This is a genomic window from Candidatus Aquicultor sp., assembly GCA_036504445.1.
Taxonomy (GTDB): Bacteria; Actinomycetota; Aquicultoria; order Aquicultorales; family Aquicultoraceae; genus DASXVE01.
This window is the reverse complement of the sequence record DASXVE010000026.1, coordinates 1-16,185: the sequence shown is the minus strand read 5'-3', so window position 1 is coordinate 16,185 and position 16,185 is coordinate 1. Positions and strand designations below refer to the sequence as shown.

Sequence of the window (16,185 nt, the reverse complement as noted above, 5' to 3'; positions counted from 1 at the left end):
AGCTATAGGCGAAGACCAATCTCCTTTTCAGGGTCTTAAAGCCCCAGAACAATATCCAGCCTATAGCCTATCTACTCCAGGTTGTACTACTATATATTCCCTGGAGCGGTCAGCGACTACCTCTTTCATAGCATCTCCTTTGGTTGTGAAATAGCTTGCCTGTCCATATTGGCCATCTATCCAAACTATCCCCCCTTGCTTTAACTCAATGTAAGCATTCCAAGTAGCCATTAAGATAGAGATTAGCCTTTTGGTTGTTCCGGTTTGAAAACGGTGGACTGCAACGTTTATGATAGCATACTTACCTTAAGTATTCTGTATTGCTATTTTAATAACAATACATGCGATACTAATAATTCCTGGTAAGCGACCGGCTTATAAAGTAATCGATTTTGGAGATCGCTATACTAATCGCGTGGAAGCAACAGGATAAATGTAAAAGTATTTCTGGCCTCATTTATCTGCATATTATGTGCTTATTTTGATACACCGGCAGGTATTTAAACTGGTATCTAAGCCAAGAAGCTGCTAGAATAGTGACTAAGGAAGTTTTTCACAATTCACAATTGTCCACGTAAGAAGGTGTTTGTATTTGGCAAAAGCAACAACAAAAGACGGCTCATCAAAAACGAAACCATCCGTAAAATCGATTGATGTTCCGATGGAGGGCGACGCCGTTGCCCTCGCACGCCGGATCGCAGTATTCGCGTTTGCGTTTTCCGGTATGGCGGCCCTAATATATGAGGTCGTCTGGACGAGAGAGCTCTCTCTGGTCTTTGGGTCGACAGTGTATGCGGTCTCAATGATGCTTACCGCATTTATGTCGGGCCTCTCGCTCGGCGGGTTTTTAGGCGGCAAGTGGGCTGACAAAAGCAAGAACCTTTTTGCCCTGTTCGGCATGCTCGAACTCGGTATTGGTATCTTCGGTATCCTTAGCATACCGCTTATCCAAGTGCTGCCGACGCTCTACTTCTTTGTATTTAACACGCTAAAACCGAGCTTCTACTTGTTCTTTGTCTTTCAGCTATTACTGTCGTTTGTAATTATGCTGATACCGACGACGTTTATGGGAGCGTCCTTCCCTGTCGTCACGAAGGCGGCGACGCTGTCGCTGGAGGAGATCGGCAGCGACGTCGGCAACGTGTACTCCATCAACACAGTCGGCTCGATTTTCGGCTCGCTCGGTGCGGGCTTTCTGTTGATTCCGCTTATCGGTATTAAAGCGACGACGATGACGGCAGCGTGCCTAAACCTAGCGGTTGCCATAATCATGATTATGGTCGCTCGCTCCGGTATGGCAAAACGTGTTCTTAGCAGCGGCATCGTAATTATAATTGCCATTACTGCCGTTGCAGTAATGGTGAAACCGCCGGCAATTGCCCATAACTTCTACCGGATTGCCGACTACCAAACCTATGACCAATACAAAGAATACCTAAATGAAATAACCACCGTTTACTTCTCAGATGACCTATACGGACGTGTAACCGTATTCCAATCACCGGATGGGGCTCGCTCGCTCGCCAATGACGGTAAAGTTGAAGGGTCGAGCACGGAGTATGATAAGAATGTGATGTCGCTTTTTTCCCTCCTCCCGGTTGCATGCGCGGATAATCCAAAATCTGTGCTCGTGATCGGGTTGGGCACCGGTTTTACTGCTTACGGTGCGATATATAGCTCAAACGCCATGGTAGATATCGCTGAGATAAACCGGTCGGTGCGGGAGGCCTCGAAGTTCTTTGTCGGTAACGGCATCGAGGGTAACCCCCGTGCCAAGTTTTATGTAAACGACGCGCGAAACTATCTGTACACCACCACAAAGACATACGATATGGTTACGTCGGAGCCAAGCTATCCCGTATCAACGCACATCTCTCCCCTGTTCACTCAGGAGTTCTTCCGGCTCGTAGCCAAGCATCTGAACAATGACGGTATTTACTGCCAGTGGATTCCGCGCTATATCATGCGCGACCAAGATATGTTGACCATGTTTAAGACGTTTACATCGATCTTCCCCAACACCTACGTGTGGGGTATGAACTATGGTTCAAGCCAAGCACAGGATGTTTTGATGATTGGGATTAACGGCAACAAAAAGCTCGATGTTGCGGCGATCGATAAAAAAGTGCGCCAACTCGGGGCAACCAAGCTCGGTCTTAACAACATCGATTTCGGCTTTTACGCATATCCGGATACTCTGCAGAAGCTGGTTTCCGGGACGCTGCCGGATGGTAGCCCAATCCAATTGAACACCGACGATCATCCGATTATGGAGTACGTATTACCAAAGAACCATATCGATTTCTTTAGAGAGGGCACTAAAGCATTCAACTAAGGCACATACAGACAGCTAACACGATAGAGGCCCGTCAAAAGACAGGTCTCTATTTTATTACTTGACCCTCCATCAAAACAAGCATATAATATGGCGTTGTTGCACAAATATACATATCCGCCCTTTCCTGCCGCTTCAGGTAGATAGTTCTATGCGTCTTAACACGCGTAAAACTGCTCTACTTTTAGGTCGCGTACCGCCGCTTAAACAATGGCGAATAAAAAGTTACCAAATTAATTGTAAATTTTACGTCTTTATGCCGATAACTAAGAGTAATTAGCTAGAGAAGAGAGCTGTTCTGTTAATATCCTTTGGTTATTGAGGTGGCGCATTGTAGCTATCGTAGATGTAGATATATTTTAAGCACTAAAAGTTATATCAATCGTTATTTTGTCGCAGCAATTATGTACCAGGAGCTATATGAATTCTCAAAGTTGCAAACCAGGGAACTTCCATAACGCTACCCGCCCCGGTCGTAAGGCTGCTTCATTGTATTCTCCTGTCCTCTTTGGGCAGCTTCCTTTTACCTTATACGGAAAGGAGGTGAATACAATGAAGAAAAGTCTTGTAGTTCTTATGACTACGGGTCTTGTTCTCACCGCAGCAAGCTCAGCATATGCGCGAACTGAAGCCAACTCGGATTCTACATTGCCTTCTAAGGGAAATATCGTCGCAGAAACCTCCACTGTTGTAGGCGCTCTTGGCGCCGCTAAAGACTGGAATTATTATGAGCTCGGCACAACGACAGTTAACGGTGTAGCGAATTACGCTGCGTACCAGGGTAACACTACCAGTACGCACCCTTATGGCACTTGGAACAGTCCATATACGCTGGGAATCGATGGATATAATTACAACGATTCCCAGGATTATGTCAATGTCCCGCAGCAAGTAGGTATCGGCGATCATGTGCAGTATCCGATCAACAGTGGTTTTGTGACCGCTATGACGGCCATGTTGCCACCTGGGATGGTAAAAGATGGGTCTGGTATGTACGCGGGAATGAAAGTCGTTGAAGCAACCCTCACGGCGACATTCCAGTCGGGCCCACACGGTGGCTATGTAACGAGCACTCACAGATGCCGTGAGTGCCATGCAGTCCACCGTGCAGCAGGCAAATTCAAACTCTTGCGTTCCGACACAAGGTTTGAGGCATGCGACTGGTGCCACGGCACCGGTGCTGGATCTGGCTTTAACATCGTGATGGATAATAACGATAGCTACACCAAAGAGTATAACGTTGGTCACACCATGGGTTATGGTATAGACAACGGCAAGTGGAGAGCGCCAGATGATACCTATCCGGCGTACGCGCCTAATTATTACATGGGCGGTTTCTCATGCTTCGACTGCCACAGCCCGCACGCTAACCCGGCGAGACTGATGGGTTATGACTCAAACGCTAAGCCAATCCAAGCAATCGTCGATCTCTTCTCGGGTAATGTCTTCAACATGGGTAACCCGGGCCACGATATGTTTACATCAGGTGGTAGCGGCTATGCGGTTACCGATATGGCAGCCGGTAAGCTCGCCTGGGTTCCTTCTCTCGGCGGTCCGCTCCCGAATAAGGCAAAACCATACTACCTCGCAGGTAGCTGGCTCCTTCTGAAGAACCCGGACAAAGAGATTGCTAGCCGGGGTTATAGCAACGTTCCGGTTGATGTCTGGACATTCGGTCCGGATGTCCAGGGCCACTATAACCAGGGCCCGACCAAGGATGCGACGTACTCAGTTATCGCAACTGATACTGAGATACCGGACGATGTCACGATGGCGCTGAACGAGTTCAGTTCTAATGTGGCGTACCCGATTAACAAGATGCCGATTAACTGGAACACACCGATTGGTAGTGCGGCTATTCTTGCCACCACCAATATGTTCGGTTTTGCCCAGGGAGGCACAACTGTGACAGCAGAGGGCACGTTTACGGCGGATAACTACGGATACAACATCCGTAACCCGTTCTGCCATTCGCTTCTCGTTGACGAGTTCTGCACCGATTGCCATGATGGCAACGCCGGTCTTTCGACCATAGCAGCCCCACTCTTCAGTGAGGATCGCGCACTCCGCGGTCAAACGGCTGTTACCGTTAAAACGGATGATGGCTCAACGTACACGGTTAATGGTACTGCGACGAATTGGAAAGGTTCGTATGATATTGCATACGGCCACGATGTTAACTCGCGTCACTGAAGCCGGTCTATGAAGTTCAATCCGGAGGATGGACTTGATACCGGCCCGAGGTGCCGTAACTGCCATAAAGGTTCGAGTGGTTGTGGCGCGTGCCACAACACCGACCCGTTGCATCCGGTCAATGGTATAAACACTACTACCGTTACTAAGGATGCTTTGGCAGCCGATAACAGCCGTGCAGGAATCACCTTCTTGTTTGCGGCTATGTTCGACATGGCACACGCATACGATGCTGGCGTGCCGGCAATGGGTGCAGAAAGCTATGCGCCGATTACAAGGTATGAGACAACTCATACCGCAACCGGTTTAGCTAACGGTGTCGCGCAGCTCGCGAGTGTAATGACAGTCACCGCGAATGGTGTTGCTATGTCCGGTCAGGTCAAGAAGTCGCGCACAGTTTCATGGTCGAGCGGCTGGAGAACCAATCCTGGTATCCTCGCTTCGACATGTAACGACGACGGCCTGAGCTTCCCACACCGTACACTCGGTTGGAAGATGCTCAAGGATGACCTCTTCGGTATCGATCCGGGCAAAGCTGGCACTCTTGTCGGCGAAGTAGCGGTCGTTACCGCAGGGACACAGAGAACAGGTACCTATGGCACCGGCAGTGCAGTGCATGACCTTGATAGCGTCTGCCTGGATTGCCACAATCCAACGGTATGGAACGCAACGAGTGCGAGAAACTATACTGATGGAAGCTTACCTGGAGACGATTACAACGACGATCTCCTCTTGAGGGGCTTGCCATAGTAATCACGCGTAAACTTATGTAACCGCTGCTTATAGCAGCTAAATGGTAGAGAAGTTTTTGTACGAGCGCCAAATACCGGATGTATCCGGAAGGCCCAGAAGGGGCCACCATAAATGAGCGTTGACAGATACAAAGCTTTCTACCCGAAGTACCACAATTATTGCGCGCAATAGAAAAGGGTCTGCCTGGCCAGCGGACCCTTTTTCTTTTCCATAAAACGCCTGGTAAAAGACAGTATTTATGCGGTTTTCACTCTGCGATACCTCATCCGAAACAGGCACTTCGGCCGCTGACCTTGCCATATAGGAAATCTCTGCTAAATATTCCCATAAAACTGCCGATAATTTGTAAAGTAAGACCTTTGCTCTTTGTAGTTATAGTTTGATTCGAAACACTAGTCATACTCTACGTCAAAGCAAATAAGAGCTGGCGCACTATTTGTGATTTAGTTCGAAGTTTGTTTTTCTAGGAGATGTATGATGATTAAAAGCACTAAAGAGCGGAGGGTATTTCGTACCACGCTCAACCCCATGTGTGTATTTTCCCTGTTTAACACTCTTTTACCTCTTAGCGGGCTTATGCCTAAGGGCTTGCGCGCAAAGGAGGTGAACCCGATGAAGAAAGGTCTTGTAGTTCTTATGACTACTGGCCTTGTCCTAATTGCAGCTACAACGGCGTATGCAAGAACCGAAAGCAATACTGTAGAACCCAATCCTACCAGAGGTAACATCGTTGCCAATTCTTACGAGTTTGGTGTCAATACTTTAAATAAGGACTGGCACTACTATGAGCAAAGCCAGACCGTCGGCGCCATAACCTATGACGGCTATACCTACAGTACGCACCCATATGGTACGTGGAATAGCCCGTATGTTGCCGGTATTGACGGCTATAACTACAACGATGCCCAAGATTATGTCAGTTCCGGCGAGCAGGTCACGGATACTGCCGGTAATATATATTATGCAGCAGGTCCACACGGTGGCTACCTCACCTCAACACACCGTTGCCGTGAGTGTCACGCGGTTCACCGCGCTGCCGGTAAATTTAAGTTAATGCGCTCGGATACCAGGTTTGAAGCGTGCGATTGGTGCCACGGCGCCGGCGCCGGCTCAGGTTTTAATATCCAGATGGATAACGACGACGCATTCACTACTGAGTATAATGTCGGCCATACCATCGGTTACGGCATTGATTCAGGTAAATGGAGAGCGCCAGATGATACCTACCCGGCCTATGCTCCGAACTATTTTCTTGGTGGATTCTCGTGTTTTGATTGCCACACCCCGCACGCTAACCCCCAGCGACTATTTGGCTTTGATAATTCAGGCGTTGCCCAGGGTATCGATGGCGGGAACGTTGTTGTCGGTGGCGTAAACCAGCTTGGTAAGAAATTTGCGATTGCCGATCCGGGCCACTCCATTCTTAACGGAGACGGAACGGCATACAGAAATATTGCTGAGGCCAAGATGGAACCGATCTACCTCGCCGGTTCATGGCTTTTAATTAAAAACCCTGACAAAGAGACGGCGACCTATACTGAGAATTCAACCGAGACAACCGGTATGACGAACGCGGCTGATATCGGCTCGACACACGAGTCTACGATTACGATTACCGCCAGCCAAGAGATCCCGGATACCGTTATACAACCGCTTCATCAATTCGATACCGACACCCCTTACCCGGTCAACAAAGTTCCTACCGACTGGAATAGGCCGATCGGTTCTGCCAGTAGTGCGGTTGTTGGTGAGGAGAATTACGGTTACAACAAAACCGGTATAAAGCGGGTTTGGAACATCGCGGAATTCTGCACCGATTGCCATGACGGTAACGCCGGTCTCTCATCGGTTGAGGCCCCGCTTTTCAGCGAGGATCGAGCACTGCGCAACAATAATGCCGCCGCTCAGAGTACCGATCACTGGAAAGGCAATTATGACATGGCGTACGGCCACGATTCCTCGCCACGTCACTGCGAGCGTCAAATGAAGTTCAGTCCAGAGGATGCGAACAACATGGGCCCGCTGTGCCGCAATTGCCATAGAGGTTCAAGCGCGTGCAATGCGTGCCACAACTCTGGCGGCATCTCAGCCCTCACGGCGGCGATTGATCCCGGCGAGTGGGAAGAAAATCCAACCGGAGGCATACCTAACAATGGTCAAGGTGCATTTACACTGATAGCAAGTATCGCTGCCAACAACCTGGCGCGCAATACCGTCTATGGAGTTGCGCTGAATAACGGTGGCTATGCCGGCGCATCTACCTATAACCCTTATTCAGTAAGCATTAACTATAACCAGGCTACCAGCACGGACACTACAACCAACGCGGGTTTCTTGTTCAAACTCGGCCGTACCGAAACCTGGGATGCAAACTGGCGACGGTCTCCTATAGCTGTGACGCCAGGCCAAACCCTTAGCGGAGGTGTTAGCCAGCCGTGCTCAGATAACGGCTTTAGCTGGCCGCACAGAACTTTGGGTTGGAAGATGCTCAAGGACGATCTCTTTGGTCTCGACTTTGACGGTACTACGGTCATGGCCGGCCAAGTGCGAGATGCCGCCCTCTCAGCCTCTGAGACAACGGCAACTGCCGGCTCAGCCTCTAATATCGCTGGTGCCGCACTTGCCGGTGCGGTTACTCACGATATAGACAGCGTCTGCTTGGATTGCCACAATCCGACGGTGTGGAATGCTAACGGTACTACACATACCGATACCGGTGGCAACACTATCTACAACGACGAGCTCTTGTTAAGAGGCTTGCCGTAGTAACTACGCGAAGGCTAAGTAACGCTGCTAATAGCAGCCGGTTTGCAACAATAGAAAGAGCCCGCTTTGCAAAGCGGGCTCTTTTGTTTTCCCTACTTAGTAGCTTGTTGCCCTACCAGACAACTTCGGCTCTCAGCGTACAGAAACGCTACTCCTAGCCGTGGCGATCCTACCTACCGAGCCGGCGAAGCCTGGCGACGCGTTCGGTTACCGGTGGGTGGGTGCTAAAGAGACGGGCAAAACTCGCGCTGGAGAGCGGATTGATGATAAACATATGCGCTGCAGCCGGGCTAACGTCCATCGGTATTGCCTCCGCCCCACGCTCGAGCTTCTGCAAAGCATTAATGAGCGGTTCCGAGCGACCGGCAATTACTGCCCCATCGGCATCGGCTTCAAACTCGCGCGAGCGCGAAATCGCAAACTGCACCAGCATCGCCGCAATCGGCATCACAATAACGGCAATTAGTATACCTATAACACCGAGCGGGCTTTCTTCATCGTCGCCGCCAAAGCCAAACATCAAGCCCCACTGAGCGATATTAGCAAGCGCGGTGATCATGCCCGCTACCATCGCCGCCATTGAGCCGATCAAGATATCGCGATTCTTAACATGGGCAAGCTCGTGCCCAATAACGCCTTCGATCTCGTCCCACGACAGCAGGTTCCGCAGGCCTTCGGTTACGGCGACCACCGCATGTTCCGGATCGCGCCCCGTTGCAAATGCATTCGGCTGCGGTGACGGTGACACAAAAATGCGCGGCATAGGGAGCCCGGCGCGCAATGAAAGCTTGCGCACGATCGCGTAAAGTTCAGGCTCCTCCTGCTCGGTTACCGGCCTGGAACCGGTCATTGAAATCGCAATTTTGTCGCTGAACCAGTAGCTCGAGAGGTTCATAATAAAAGAGATGCCCAGCATAACTAACATTCCTACATTGCCGCCGATGAGTTTACCGGCAAACACAAGTAGGACCGTGAGCAGCCCCATCAGAAGCCAGGTCCTGAAATTGTTCAATATTGTACCTCCACTACAAAATCTCTACCCAAATTGTATACCGCCAGGAACCACCCCCGCAATAGCCCAAACGAGCCCCGGCAAAACCGGCCACTAAGGGTTATGTGGCTTGTGAGCTGGAGTAATTTCATATATAGTAGTAAAGTCATGCATCACACGGAGGTAATATGAAGGTAGGAATAATAGGGCTCGCGAAAGCGGGAAAAACAACTGTGTTTAATGCGCTGACGGGATCATCGGCCCAGACCGGCACCTACGGCACGCAAAAAGCAAACTTAGCGGTCATTAAGGTACCTGATGAGAGGCTTGGTTACCTCTCGAATGTCTATTCACCAAAGAAAACTACTTACGCAGAGATTGCGTTTGTTGATGTACCGGGGCCGACCGATGCGAGCGCAAGCGCACTTGGCGGTACGCAGACGATCGACCTCATCAAAGGCGTTGAAACGCTTGCGGTTGTCGTTCGCTCGTTTATAGATGAACTGTCGCCGGCAGATAAAATCGACCCGGTACGTGACTTCCAAGCGGTAGAGTCGGAGCTTATCGTGCTCGATTTAATAGTGCTTGAGAAGAAACTCGAGCGTATGCAAAAAGAGCATAAGAAGAGTGCCGAATATGATCTTATCACCCGCTGCAAGGGCTGGCTTGACGAGGAAAAGCCGCTGAGCCTGCTTGATCTTGACGAAGCGGACGCAAAAGTACTGAGCGGTTTTCAGTTGCTGAGCCTGAAGCCCGTTTTAATTGTTGCCAATACCGCCGAGGCGCAGAGTGTCGATTTAACGCCGCTCAAGGAATATGCCGCTGTGCGGTATGCCCCGATCGTCGATTTCTGCGGCGCAATTGAAATGGATATCGCCGAAATGGATGAAACGGAACAAGCGGAGTTCCTGCAGGAACTCGGTATCACTGAGTCGGCGCGCGCCAAGTTTATCCGGGCAGCATATGACCTCTCAAACTTAATCTCATTCTTCACTGCAGGCGAAGACGAGTGTCGTGCATGGACCATCAAGAAAGATACGCTCGCCCCTCAAGCTGCCGGTAAGATACACTCCGATATCGAGCGGGGCTTTATTCGCGCAGAGGTTGTCGCATTTGCCGATTTTGCCGCATACGGTAGCATGATAAAAGCAAAAGAAGCCGGTAAGGTTCGGCTCGAGGGCAAGCAATACGTCGTTCAAGACGGCGATATTATTAATTTTCGATTTAATGTGTAGAAAGCCTGCGCTTAACAATCCAGCATCATCAACGCAGTGTTATTCTCCTACGTTTCGCAAATAAAGAAGGTGATCGTGTGCCCGACATCGTATGGATTATTGTGATGGTCGCCGTTTATATAGCGGTAAACCGCTGGCTTCTTCCCAAAATGGGAGTTCGCACGTGAATGAGCCCTGAATGCAAGGATAGTGTATCCAACGCATCAGACACCGAACATACACCACAGTAGTCACCGGTCTTTCACTCTAAGATTGGCTCACCGAGCATCCCCACGAGCTATTATTGTTTGGCAATAACTCCGCAGCGGCTATGTTAGTCGCCGGAGCGTGCGTGACAGTCATTGCAGAACGACTGTGTATGACAGGCAAAACAACGTGAACTTGCCTGCTCTTTATGCAGCTCAACCCAGTTTACGGGGTGCGGTGGCAATCGCTGCAAAAACTTACCGCATGGCATACCTGACAACGCGATGCGCCCTGCAAGGCTACCGTTCGCGGATGAATGGCAATCCAATCAGCAGGATGCGGATTTACTATCTGGTGACAGTTCTGACAAAATGCTTGGCTGGTATGGCGCTTAGTGCATACGGTGAACGAAGCTTGTTTTGCATGGGCTGTTCGCCAATTCACGGGATGCCGTATCGCAAACCCATGACACGCGTCACAAAAACCAGCTTTGTCTGCATGACACCTGCTACGGGTTGCGAGGTCAGCTTTCCCGTGAACCTGCAGCCAATTCCCCTGCGTGTGCGATGTCGGTTTGAGATTAAAGCTTGCAGGATGACAGGTACGGCAAGCGGTCGACACATGTTCTTTTTGGTGACAGTTAACACAGAGCGGCATAGCGATACGTTCGGAATAACCTTGAAGCCCCGGATGACCGGTTCGATTATGGCAATACGCACAGGTAAGATTGCTGAATTTCGGGTGGGGCTCGTGCGACATAATCACCCGTCCTTCGATACTTTACCTGGCGCCGTGTGGCAACCGCGACACCTGCCGGAGGGCATAGTTTTGCTAACTTCGCTCCCCTGGTTGATCGGCATTTCGTATGTATTAGAAAAATGATAGTAGACCTCTTTGAGGGCCGCTACCTTGTCTAATCGTTAATAATAGCATGCGCTTAGAAATTTAGCGCAGAGATATAAAAAGCGGAACCGAATTCGGTTCCGCTTTTAAACAAATTATATAGTAGCGTCTTTTATGCGCTTACTGCCTGCGCTTGCTTGTTGCAGCCGTGTTTCAGGCACGCGATCATTTTGTCGGTAACCCCAGACGCGATCATGGGCAGCATGTTCGGCATAAGCGCCTCCATCGTTGTCGGGAGCAAATCATCAAACTGCGCACTCATGTAATCCGGTATTTCGCCCATATATGCTCTAACCTCTTTGATCATCGCCGGCATGACTTTCGGCATCATACCGGGAAGCATGATTGGCATCATCTTCGGCATAATCGGACGCATTGCCTCAAGCGCGCCAGGAATCTTCGCCATTATGCGCATCATCGTTGGGAACGGCCCCGGCATCGCCTCGACCAGCTGCGGCATGAGCGTAGCCATGAGGTCAACCATCGGCTCCGGTTTCATCAGGTAGATCATCTTCTCGAAGACCGACCACTGATACAGTGCCTCGGGCGTTGAATCCGGCAGGTCGACACCTAGGCCTTTTGCCGCCAGCGACGCGAGATCTTTAACCGGCATGTCGACACCGTTCTTATCTGCCGCAACCCGCATTTGGAACTGGCAGCACGGGCACAACGCTATAATTGCTTCGGCTCCCGCTTCGGCCGCTTCGTCCAATTTTCGTTTACCGAGAACCGGTGCTACCGGGGTCTCGCCTATCAAGGTAAGAACGGAGCCGCAGCACAGGCCGTTTTCACGGTTGTGTTTCATCTCAACGAGCTCAACTCCGGGAATCGCTTTTATGAGATCCCGCGGCGGCTCGTAGACACCGCCGGCTCGCCCGATGTGACACGAATCGTGGAACGTAACTTTCATCGGCACTTCATGATCGAAGGTAAGCTCACCTGCGGCAATCTTATCGGCCAGCACTTGTGAGTAATGCTTTGCCTTAAATGGGTACTCGATACCGAGCTTCTGCGCCCACTCCGGATACACGGTGTTCCATGCCAGCCAGCATGCCGGACATGATGTAACAACGGTCTCAGCGCCGGTTTCCTTCATCTTGGAAACGTTATGGCGCAAAATTTCTTCGAAGATATCCCAGCGGCCGCAAACAAGCATCGGAATACCGCAACACGCTTCTTCCTTCCCGAGGTAAGCAAAATCAATGCCCGCCCTTCCGAGCAGCGTTGTCGAAGCTTTGGCGATATCGTCTTCGACATAAGATGCGGTACAACCGGCAAAATAGGCGATATCTGCTTTTGGTCTGATATGACTCTTGATTTCGTCCTCGCCTTCAAGCCAGGCATCGCGATCCTGCGAATAGGCAGCCCAGATATTGCGCTCTTTATGCGCGCTGGCCGCCATCATTTCAAACGCCGGGAACGTCATTTTCTTATCTTCGGCGATGAACTTGCCGCGAAGCTTCATCCAGCTTGGCTCGATCGGCAGGTCAAGCTGACATGAGATATCACAACGCTCGCACGTGGTGCAGACCATGAACTTATCGATATCATCTTGGGTGATTTTCTCGCGTCCCTCAATGACTTCTTTCAAGAAGTACCATTTGCCGCGCGGTGAGTGTGACTGCCAGCCGCGCCCGTAAAACTGTGTGCAGCCCTGCTCGCAGTAACCGCACTGGGCGCACGCATACGCATACCAGGCGAGGTCCCCGGGGATGCCGTTAACCTCGCGAGCAAAGCGCTCGCCGACCGGCGCTTTTGCCAAATTGCCAACTGCACGAACCAGCGGGTCGAATGATTCCACAAGCCCCATTACCGTACTCAGCAAACCGCCGCCGATTACCTTGCCGGGGTTAAAATAGCCGCTTGGATCAATGGTGTGCTTAAATGCAGTCAACTTTTCCAACCGCTCTTTCCCGAGAATTGCAGGGGCCTCTCTTCGGAAATAAATACCGGTGGTATAAATACGTCCACCGAATTTCTTAGCAATTTTGGCCGCTGTAATCGACAAGCCGTAAGCGAGTGTAAATGCAAAGGACCGTTCATCGTGCGGAATAAAGCCCAGAATGACCACTTCCCCGCCCTTAACTACCGTGCCTTCGATAACAAACGGGTGGGCGATCTTCGTGTTAATCTCCGAAAGAACGCTGCCAAGTTTCTCAACCGGGACAACGAACTCAGCCGCAATTAGCGATGGTCCGATCCGTTTAGCCTTCATCGGGTTGAAACGCTCCGACCACTCATGCTCGGCAACATCATCGCCTAGCATAGCGCCACCGGCTAGTTGTATCGCGTCATTAATTGCATGCTCCGCCTTGCCTGCTTGTTCAGTATCGCAGGCAAAGAGCGCGATGTATGTTTCCGGTAATTCCGGTATGTGCGTATCGATCGGGTGCCCATGATGGGTCTTCGGCGGAAGTTGTTTCTTTAAACGAACCCCCGTTGGGTTAATAAAGCCCGCCGACCATAGTGGGGCGTTTGTTCTCGCAAGACATCCAAGCGCTGTTTCAAGCGCTGTTTCATCGGTAAACGCAACGGCGAACACTTTCTCGGCCGTGAGCGGGCGAATGCGTATCGTAACCTCACTAATAATACCGGTAATACCGTTTGCGTCAGAGATGAGATCGAGGTCTGTACCTGCGAACTCTTTGATCTCACCGTTCGGCAGGACAACCCTTGCCTTAACGACATTGTCCTTAAACCAACCATATTCGTAAGCACCGAAGCCGGTTCCACCCTGAGCAAGCCAACCTCCTACAGTGGAGCTTGGAGCGCTTGATGGGTAGAGTCTCGATGCCAAGCCGGTTTCTCCGAGTTCTTCTTCGAGATCTTTCCAGACGGTACCGGTTTTGACTTTAGCTGTCATTGCATCACGATCGATGCCGACGATGCCTGCCATGCGACGCGTCTCTACAACAATCGCGCCTTCGGCCGGTACTGCCCCGCCGTAGCCGGACGAACCGGCGCCGCGCGGTGTTATAGTTACACCGGCACGTTCAGCAATTTCAATGAGCTTTATGATATCGGTTTCTTCCCCCGGCTGGACGACCGCTCCGGCAATTCCTGTTCCGGTCAGTGGTTTGATCAAGCCCGGCAGTACACCGATGTCGTGTGAGTAAAGCTTCCGCTCTATGCGATCAAAGCTTACCCATGGGCCGAACAGCGATTCTAGCTCGCCGCGCACACCCTCTAATTTATTGCTCATATATTAAAACCTCCCGCTAGCTTACAGGTGTAATAACCGGCTTTCCCCGGCCGTACCTTTACACCGTCCCAGTAAATTATACCTCCCTGGGTATTTTTAATTATATACCTTGCCGTATCGTTTGTGAAGAGAATCCCTCGATATTCTTTGCGGCCCGATGGATTGTTCAACAACCATAAATGCTTTCTTACCTGGTGTTAATGCTTCGCAACATATCCCTCTCGAAACGTAGATACGAGGCGCGCTACTATTATGTGCCAAAATTACCGTCGAGCTATGCGGTGGTACCCTATCTTTAATAAATCTTAACTTGTTGATCAAGTCCTCAAGATTCCTAAAAATGGGCAAAATTGCGGCTGCCAGCGACCCTAACATAAATATCCCGTTAATTATTAGAGTCCAGATTAGCTGCTAAGCACACGACACGTGTATGTAACTACCCTGGTACAAGGCCCAAAATTCTATCTTTTTATCCATCATAAGTATTAAGCTCTGCCCCTAAGGTGCCGAAAAACATAAAGAATAACTACGTGTTTTATATAAGCTGTTCTATCAGGAGGCAAGCAATGAAATTTATTAAATCAAGGAGAATGGGCGATCTATTACTGGGATCGATCATTGCAATGCTCATCCCCTTACTGGTCGTAAGCTACTTTGGATATTCAGGCATTCAGGGGGTGGGGAATGGTGCGGGTTTGCTCCAAGATTCTATGAAAGACATGGGGCTCATTGATAATTATCAATCGCTTCTACACCAGTACCATACAGACCTTTATCGGCTTGTCTATCTAAAAGATGGGAGTAAAGTCGCTGAATGCACGGCCATCAGCAACCAGATAAGCAAGATCGTCGAAGAATTTAAGGTAGCGGCAAAAAATGGCGAGATCGACCCGAAAGTGATAACCGACATTGAGACAACACGGGAAGCATTTCGGGCTGTAGCCAAACCGATTTTCACCGGGTATAAGGACAAGGAATTTGCGACCGCTCAGCTTGCTAAAGCCGATAAGCTTTTTGACCCGTACCTCAATGCGGTCAGGCCGCTGGATGGAGTTATCGCTGACCGGGAAAAACTGGCAAATAAGGAAACCGGCGGCGCCCAATCCGTCTCAGAAAGAAATATAATACTCGCAATCCTCTTTGGGCTGCTTGCGACAGGTGCTCTGGCCGCCTTAACGCAACTGTGGATCATTAAACCGATGCGCGAATCTTTCACGAAAGTTGAGGCTACCTCACAGCGCTTAAGCGGTTCAAGCCAGGAACTCTCGGCTAACGCCGACGCTATGAGTCAGGCAACGGCACAGGTAACCTCGGCTATCAGCCAGGTTGCAACAGGTGCCGCCGAGCAGAGCAAAAACTCGCAGGGCGCCGTCGGTGTTGTCGATTCGATCGCTCGCGCAATCGAGCAGGTTTCTACGAGCACACAAAACCAGGTCACAAGCATAAGCGAGATGGCAAACGGTATTAATAAACTAATCGGCTCAATTGAAGAAGTCACCGCAAGCGCCAACGAGGTAGCAGACGTAGTCGACTCAGCCTCATCTGTCGCAACCAAAGGCAAAGGCGCCGTCGATGACACCGTCTCCGGCATGGAGCGCATCAAAGAGACCGTTCTTAGCTC

9 protein-coding genes are annotated in these 16,185 nt (G+C 50.4%); 7 read left to right on the top strand and 2 right to left on the bottom strand.

The features are described from left to right. Positions 1–592 precede the first annotated feature (592 nt). The 4 genes from VGK02_09475 (at position 593) to VGK02_09460 (ending at position 8,047) form a co-directional block, all read left to right on the top strand. Positions 593–2,335 carry a fused MFS/spermidine synthase gene (locus tag VGK02_09475; GenBank protein ID HEY3375279.1) on the top strand — a complete coding sequence of 581 codons (1,743 nt, stop codon included), beginning with the start codon at positions 593–595 and terminating at the stop codon, positions 2,333–2,335. Positions 2,336–2,887: 552 nt separating this feature from the next. Continuing rightward, positions 2,888–4,528 carry a hypothetical protein gene (locus tag VGK02_09470; GenBank protein ID HEY3375278.1) on the top strand — a complete coding sequence of 547 codons (1,641 nt, stop codon included), beginning with the start codon at positions 2,888–2,890 and terminating at the stop codon, positions 4,526–4,528. A gap of 9 nt (positions 4,529–4,537) precedes the next feature. Continuing rightward, positions 4,538–5,278 carry a hypothetical protein gene (locus tag VGK02_09465; protein HEY3375277.1) on the top strand — a complete coding sequence of 247 codons (741 nt, stop codon included), beginning with the start codon at positions 4,538–4,540 and terminating at the stop codon, positions 5,276–5,278. A gap of 615 nt (positions 5,279–5,893) precedes the next feature. Beyond that, on the top strand, positions 5,894–8,047 hold the full coding sequence (locus VGK02_09460) for a hypothetical protein (protein ID HEY3375276.1): 2,154 nt from the start codon (positions 5,894–5,896) through the stop codon (positions 8,045–8,047). Positions 8,048–8,216: 169 nt separating this feature from the next. On the opposite strand, the gene VGK02_09455 is transcribed toward VGK02_09460, so the two are convergent. Beyond that, the gene (locus tag VGK02_09455) at positions 8,217–9,059 is read right to left on the bottom strand and encodes a zinc metalloprotease HtpX (protein ID HEY3375275.1); all 843 of its coding nucleotides are present in this window, start codon (positions 9,057–9,059) and stop codon (positions 8,217–8,219) included. Between the two features lie 167 nt (positions 9,060–9,226). Here VGK02_09455 and ychF point away from each other — a divergent pair, with 167 nt between their 5' ends. Then, the gene (ychF, locus tag VGK02_09450) at positions 9,227–10,273 is read left to right on the top strand and encodes a redox-regulated ATPase YchF (GenBank protein ID HEY3375274.1); all 1,047 of its coding nucleotides are present in this window, start codon (positions 9,227–9,229) and stop codon (positions 10,271–10,273) included. 423 nt (positions 10,274–10,696) lie between these two features. After that, on the top strand, positions 10,697–11,341 hold the full coding sequence (locus VGK02_09445; protein ID HEY3375273.1) for a hypothetical protein: 645 nt from the start codon (positions 10,697–10,699) through the stop codon (positions 11,339–11,341). Between the two features lie 133 nt (positions 11,342–11,474). Here the strand turns inward: VGK02_09445 and VGK02_09440 are convergent, their stop codons facing one another. Then, on the bottom strand, positions 11,475–14,564 hold the full coding sequence (locus tag VGK02_09440; GenBank protein ID HEY3375272.1) for an FAD-binding and (Fe-S)-binding domain-containing protein: 3,090 nt from the start codon (positions 14,562–14,564) through the stop codon (positions 11,475–11,477). A 566-nt stretch (positions 14,565–15,130) separates the two neighbouring features. Between VGK02_09440 and VGK02_09435 the strand changes: the two genes are divergently transcribed. Next, positions 15,131–16,185 (top strand): methyl-accepting chemotaxis protein (locus VGK02_09435; protein ID HEY3375271.1); only part of this gene is annotated, 1,055 nt, incomplete at its 3' end.

Coding starts and splice junctions, on each gene's coding strand:
- VGK02_09465 (HEY3375277.1), top strand. CDS start 4,538: ATGAAGTTCAATCCGGAGGATGGACTTGATACCGGCCCGAGGTGCCGT.
- VGK02_09440 (HEY3375272.1), bottom strand. CDS start 14,564: ATGAGCAATAAATTAGAGGGTGTGCGCGGCGAGCTAGAATCGCTGTTC.
- ychF (HEY3375274.1), top strand. CDS start 9,227: ATGAAGGTAGGAATAATAGGGCTCGCGAAAGCGGGAAAAACAACTGTG.
- VGK02_09470 (HEY3375278.1), top strand. CDS start 2,888: ATGAAGAAAAGTCTTGTAGTTCTTATGACTACGGGTCTTGTTCTCACC.
- VGK02_09460 (HEY3375276.1), top strand. CDS start 5,894: ATGAAGAAAGGTCTTGTAGTTCTTATGACTACTGGCCTTGTCCTAATT.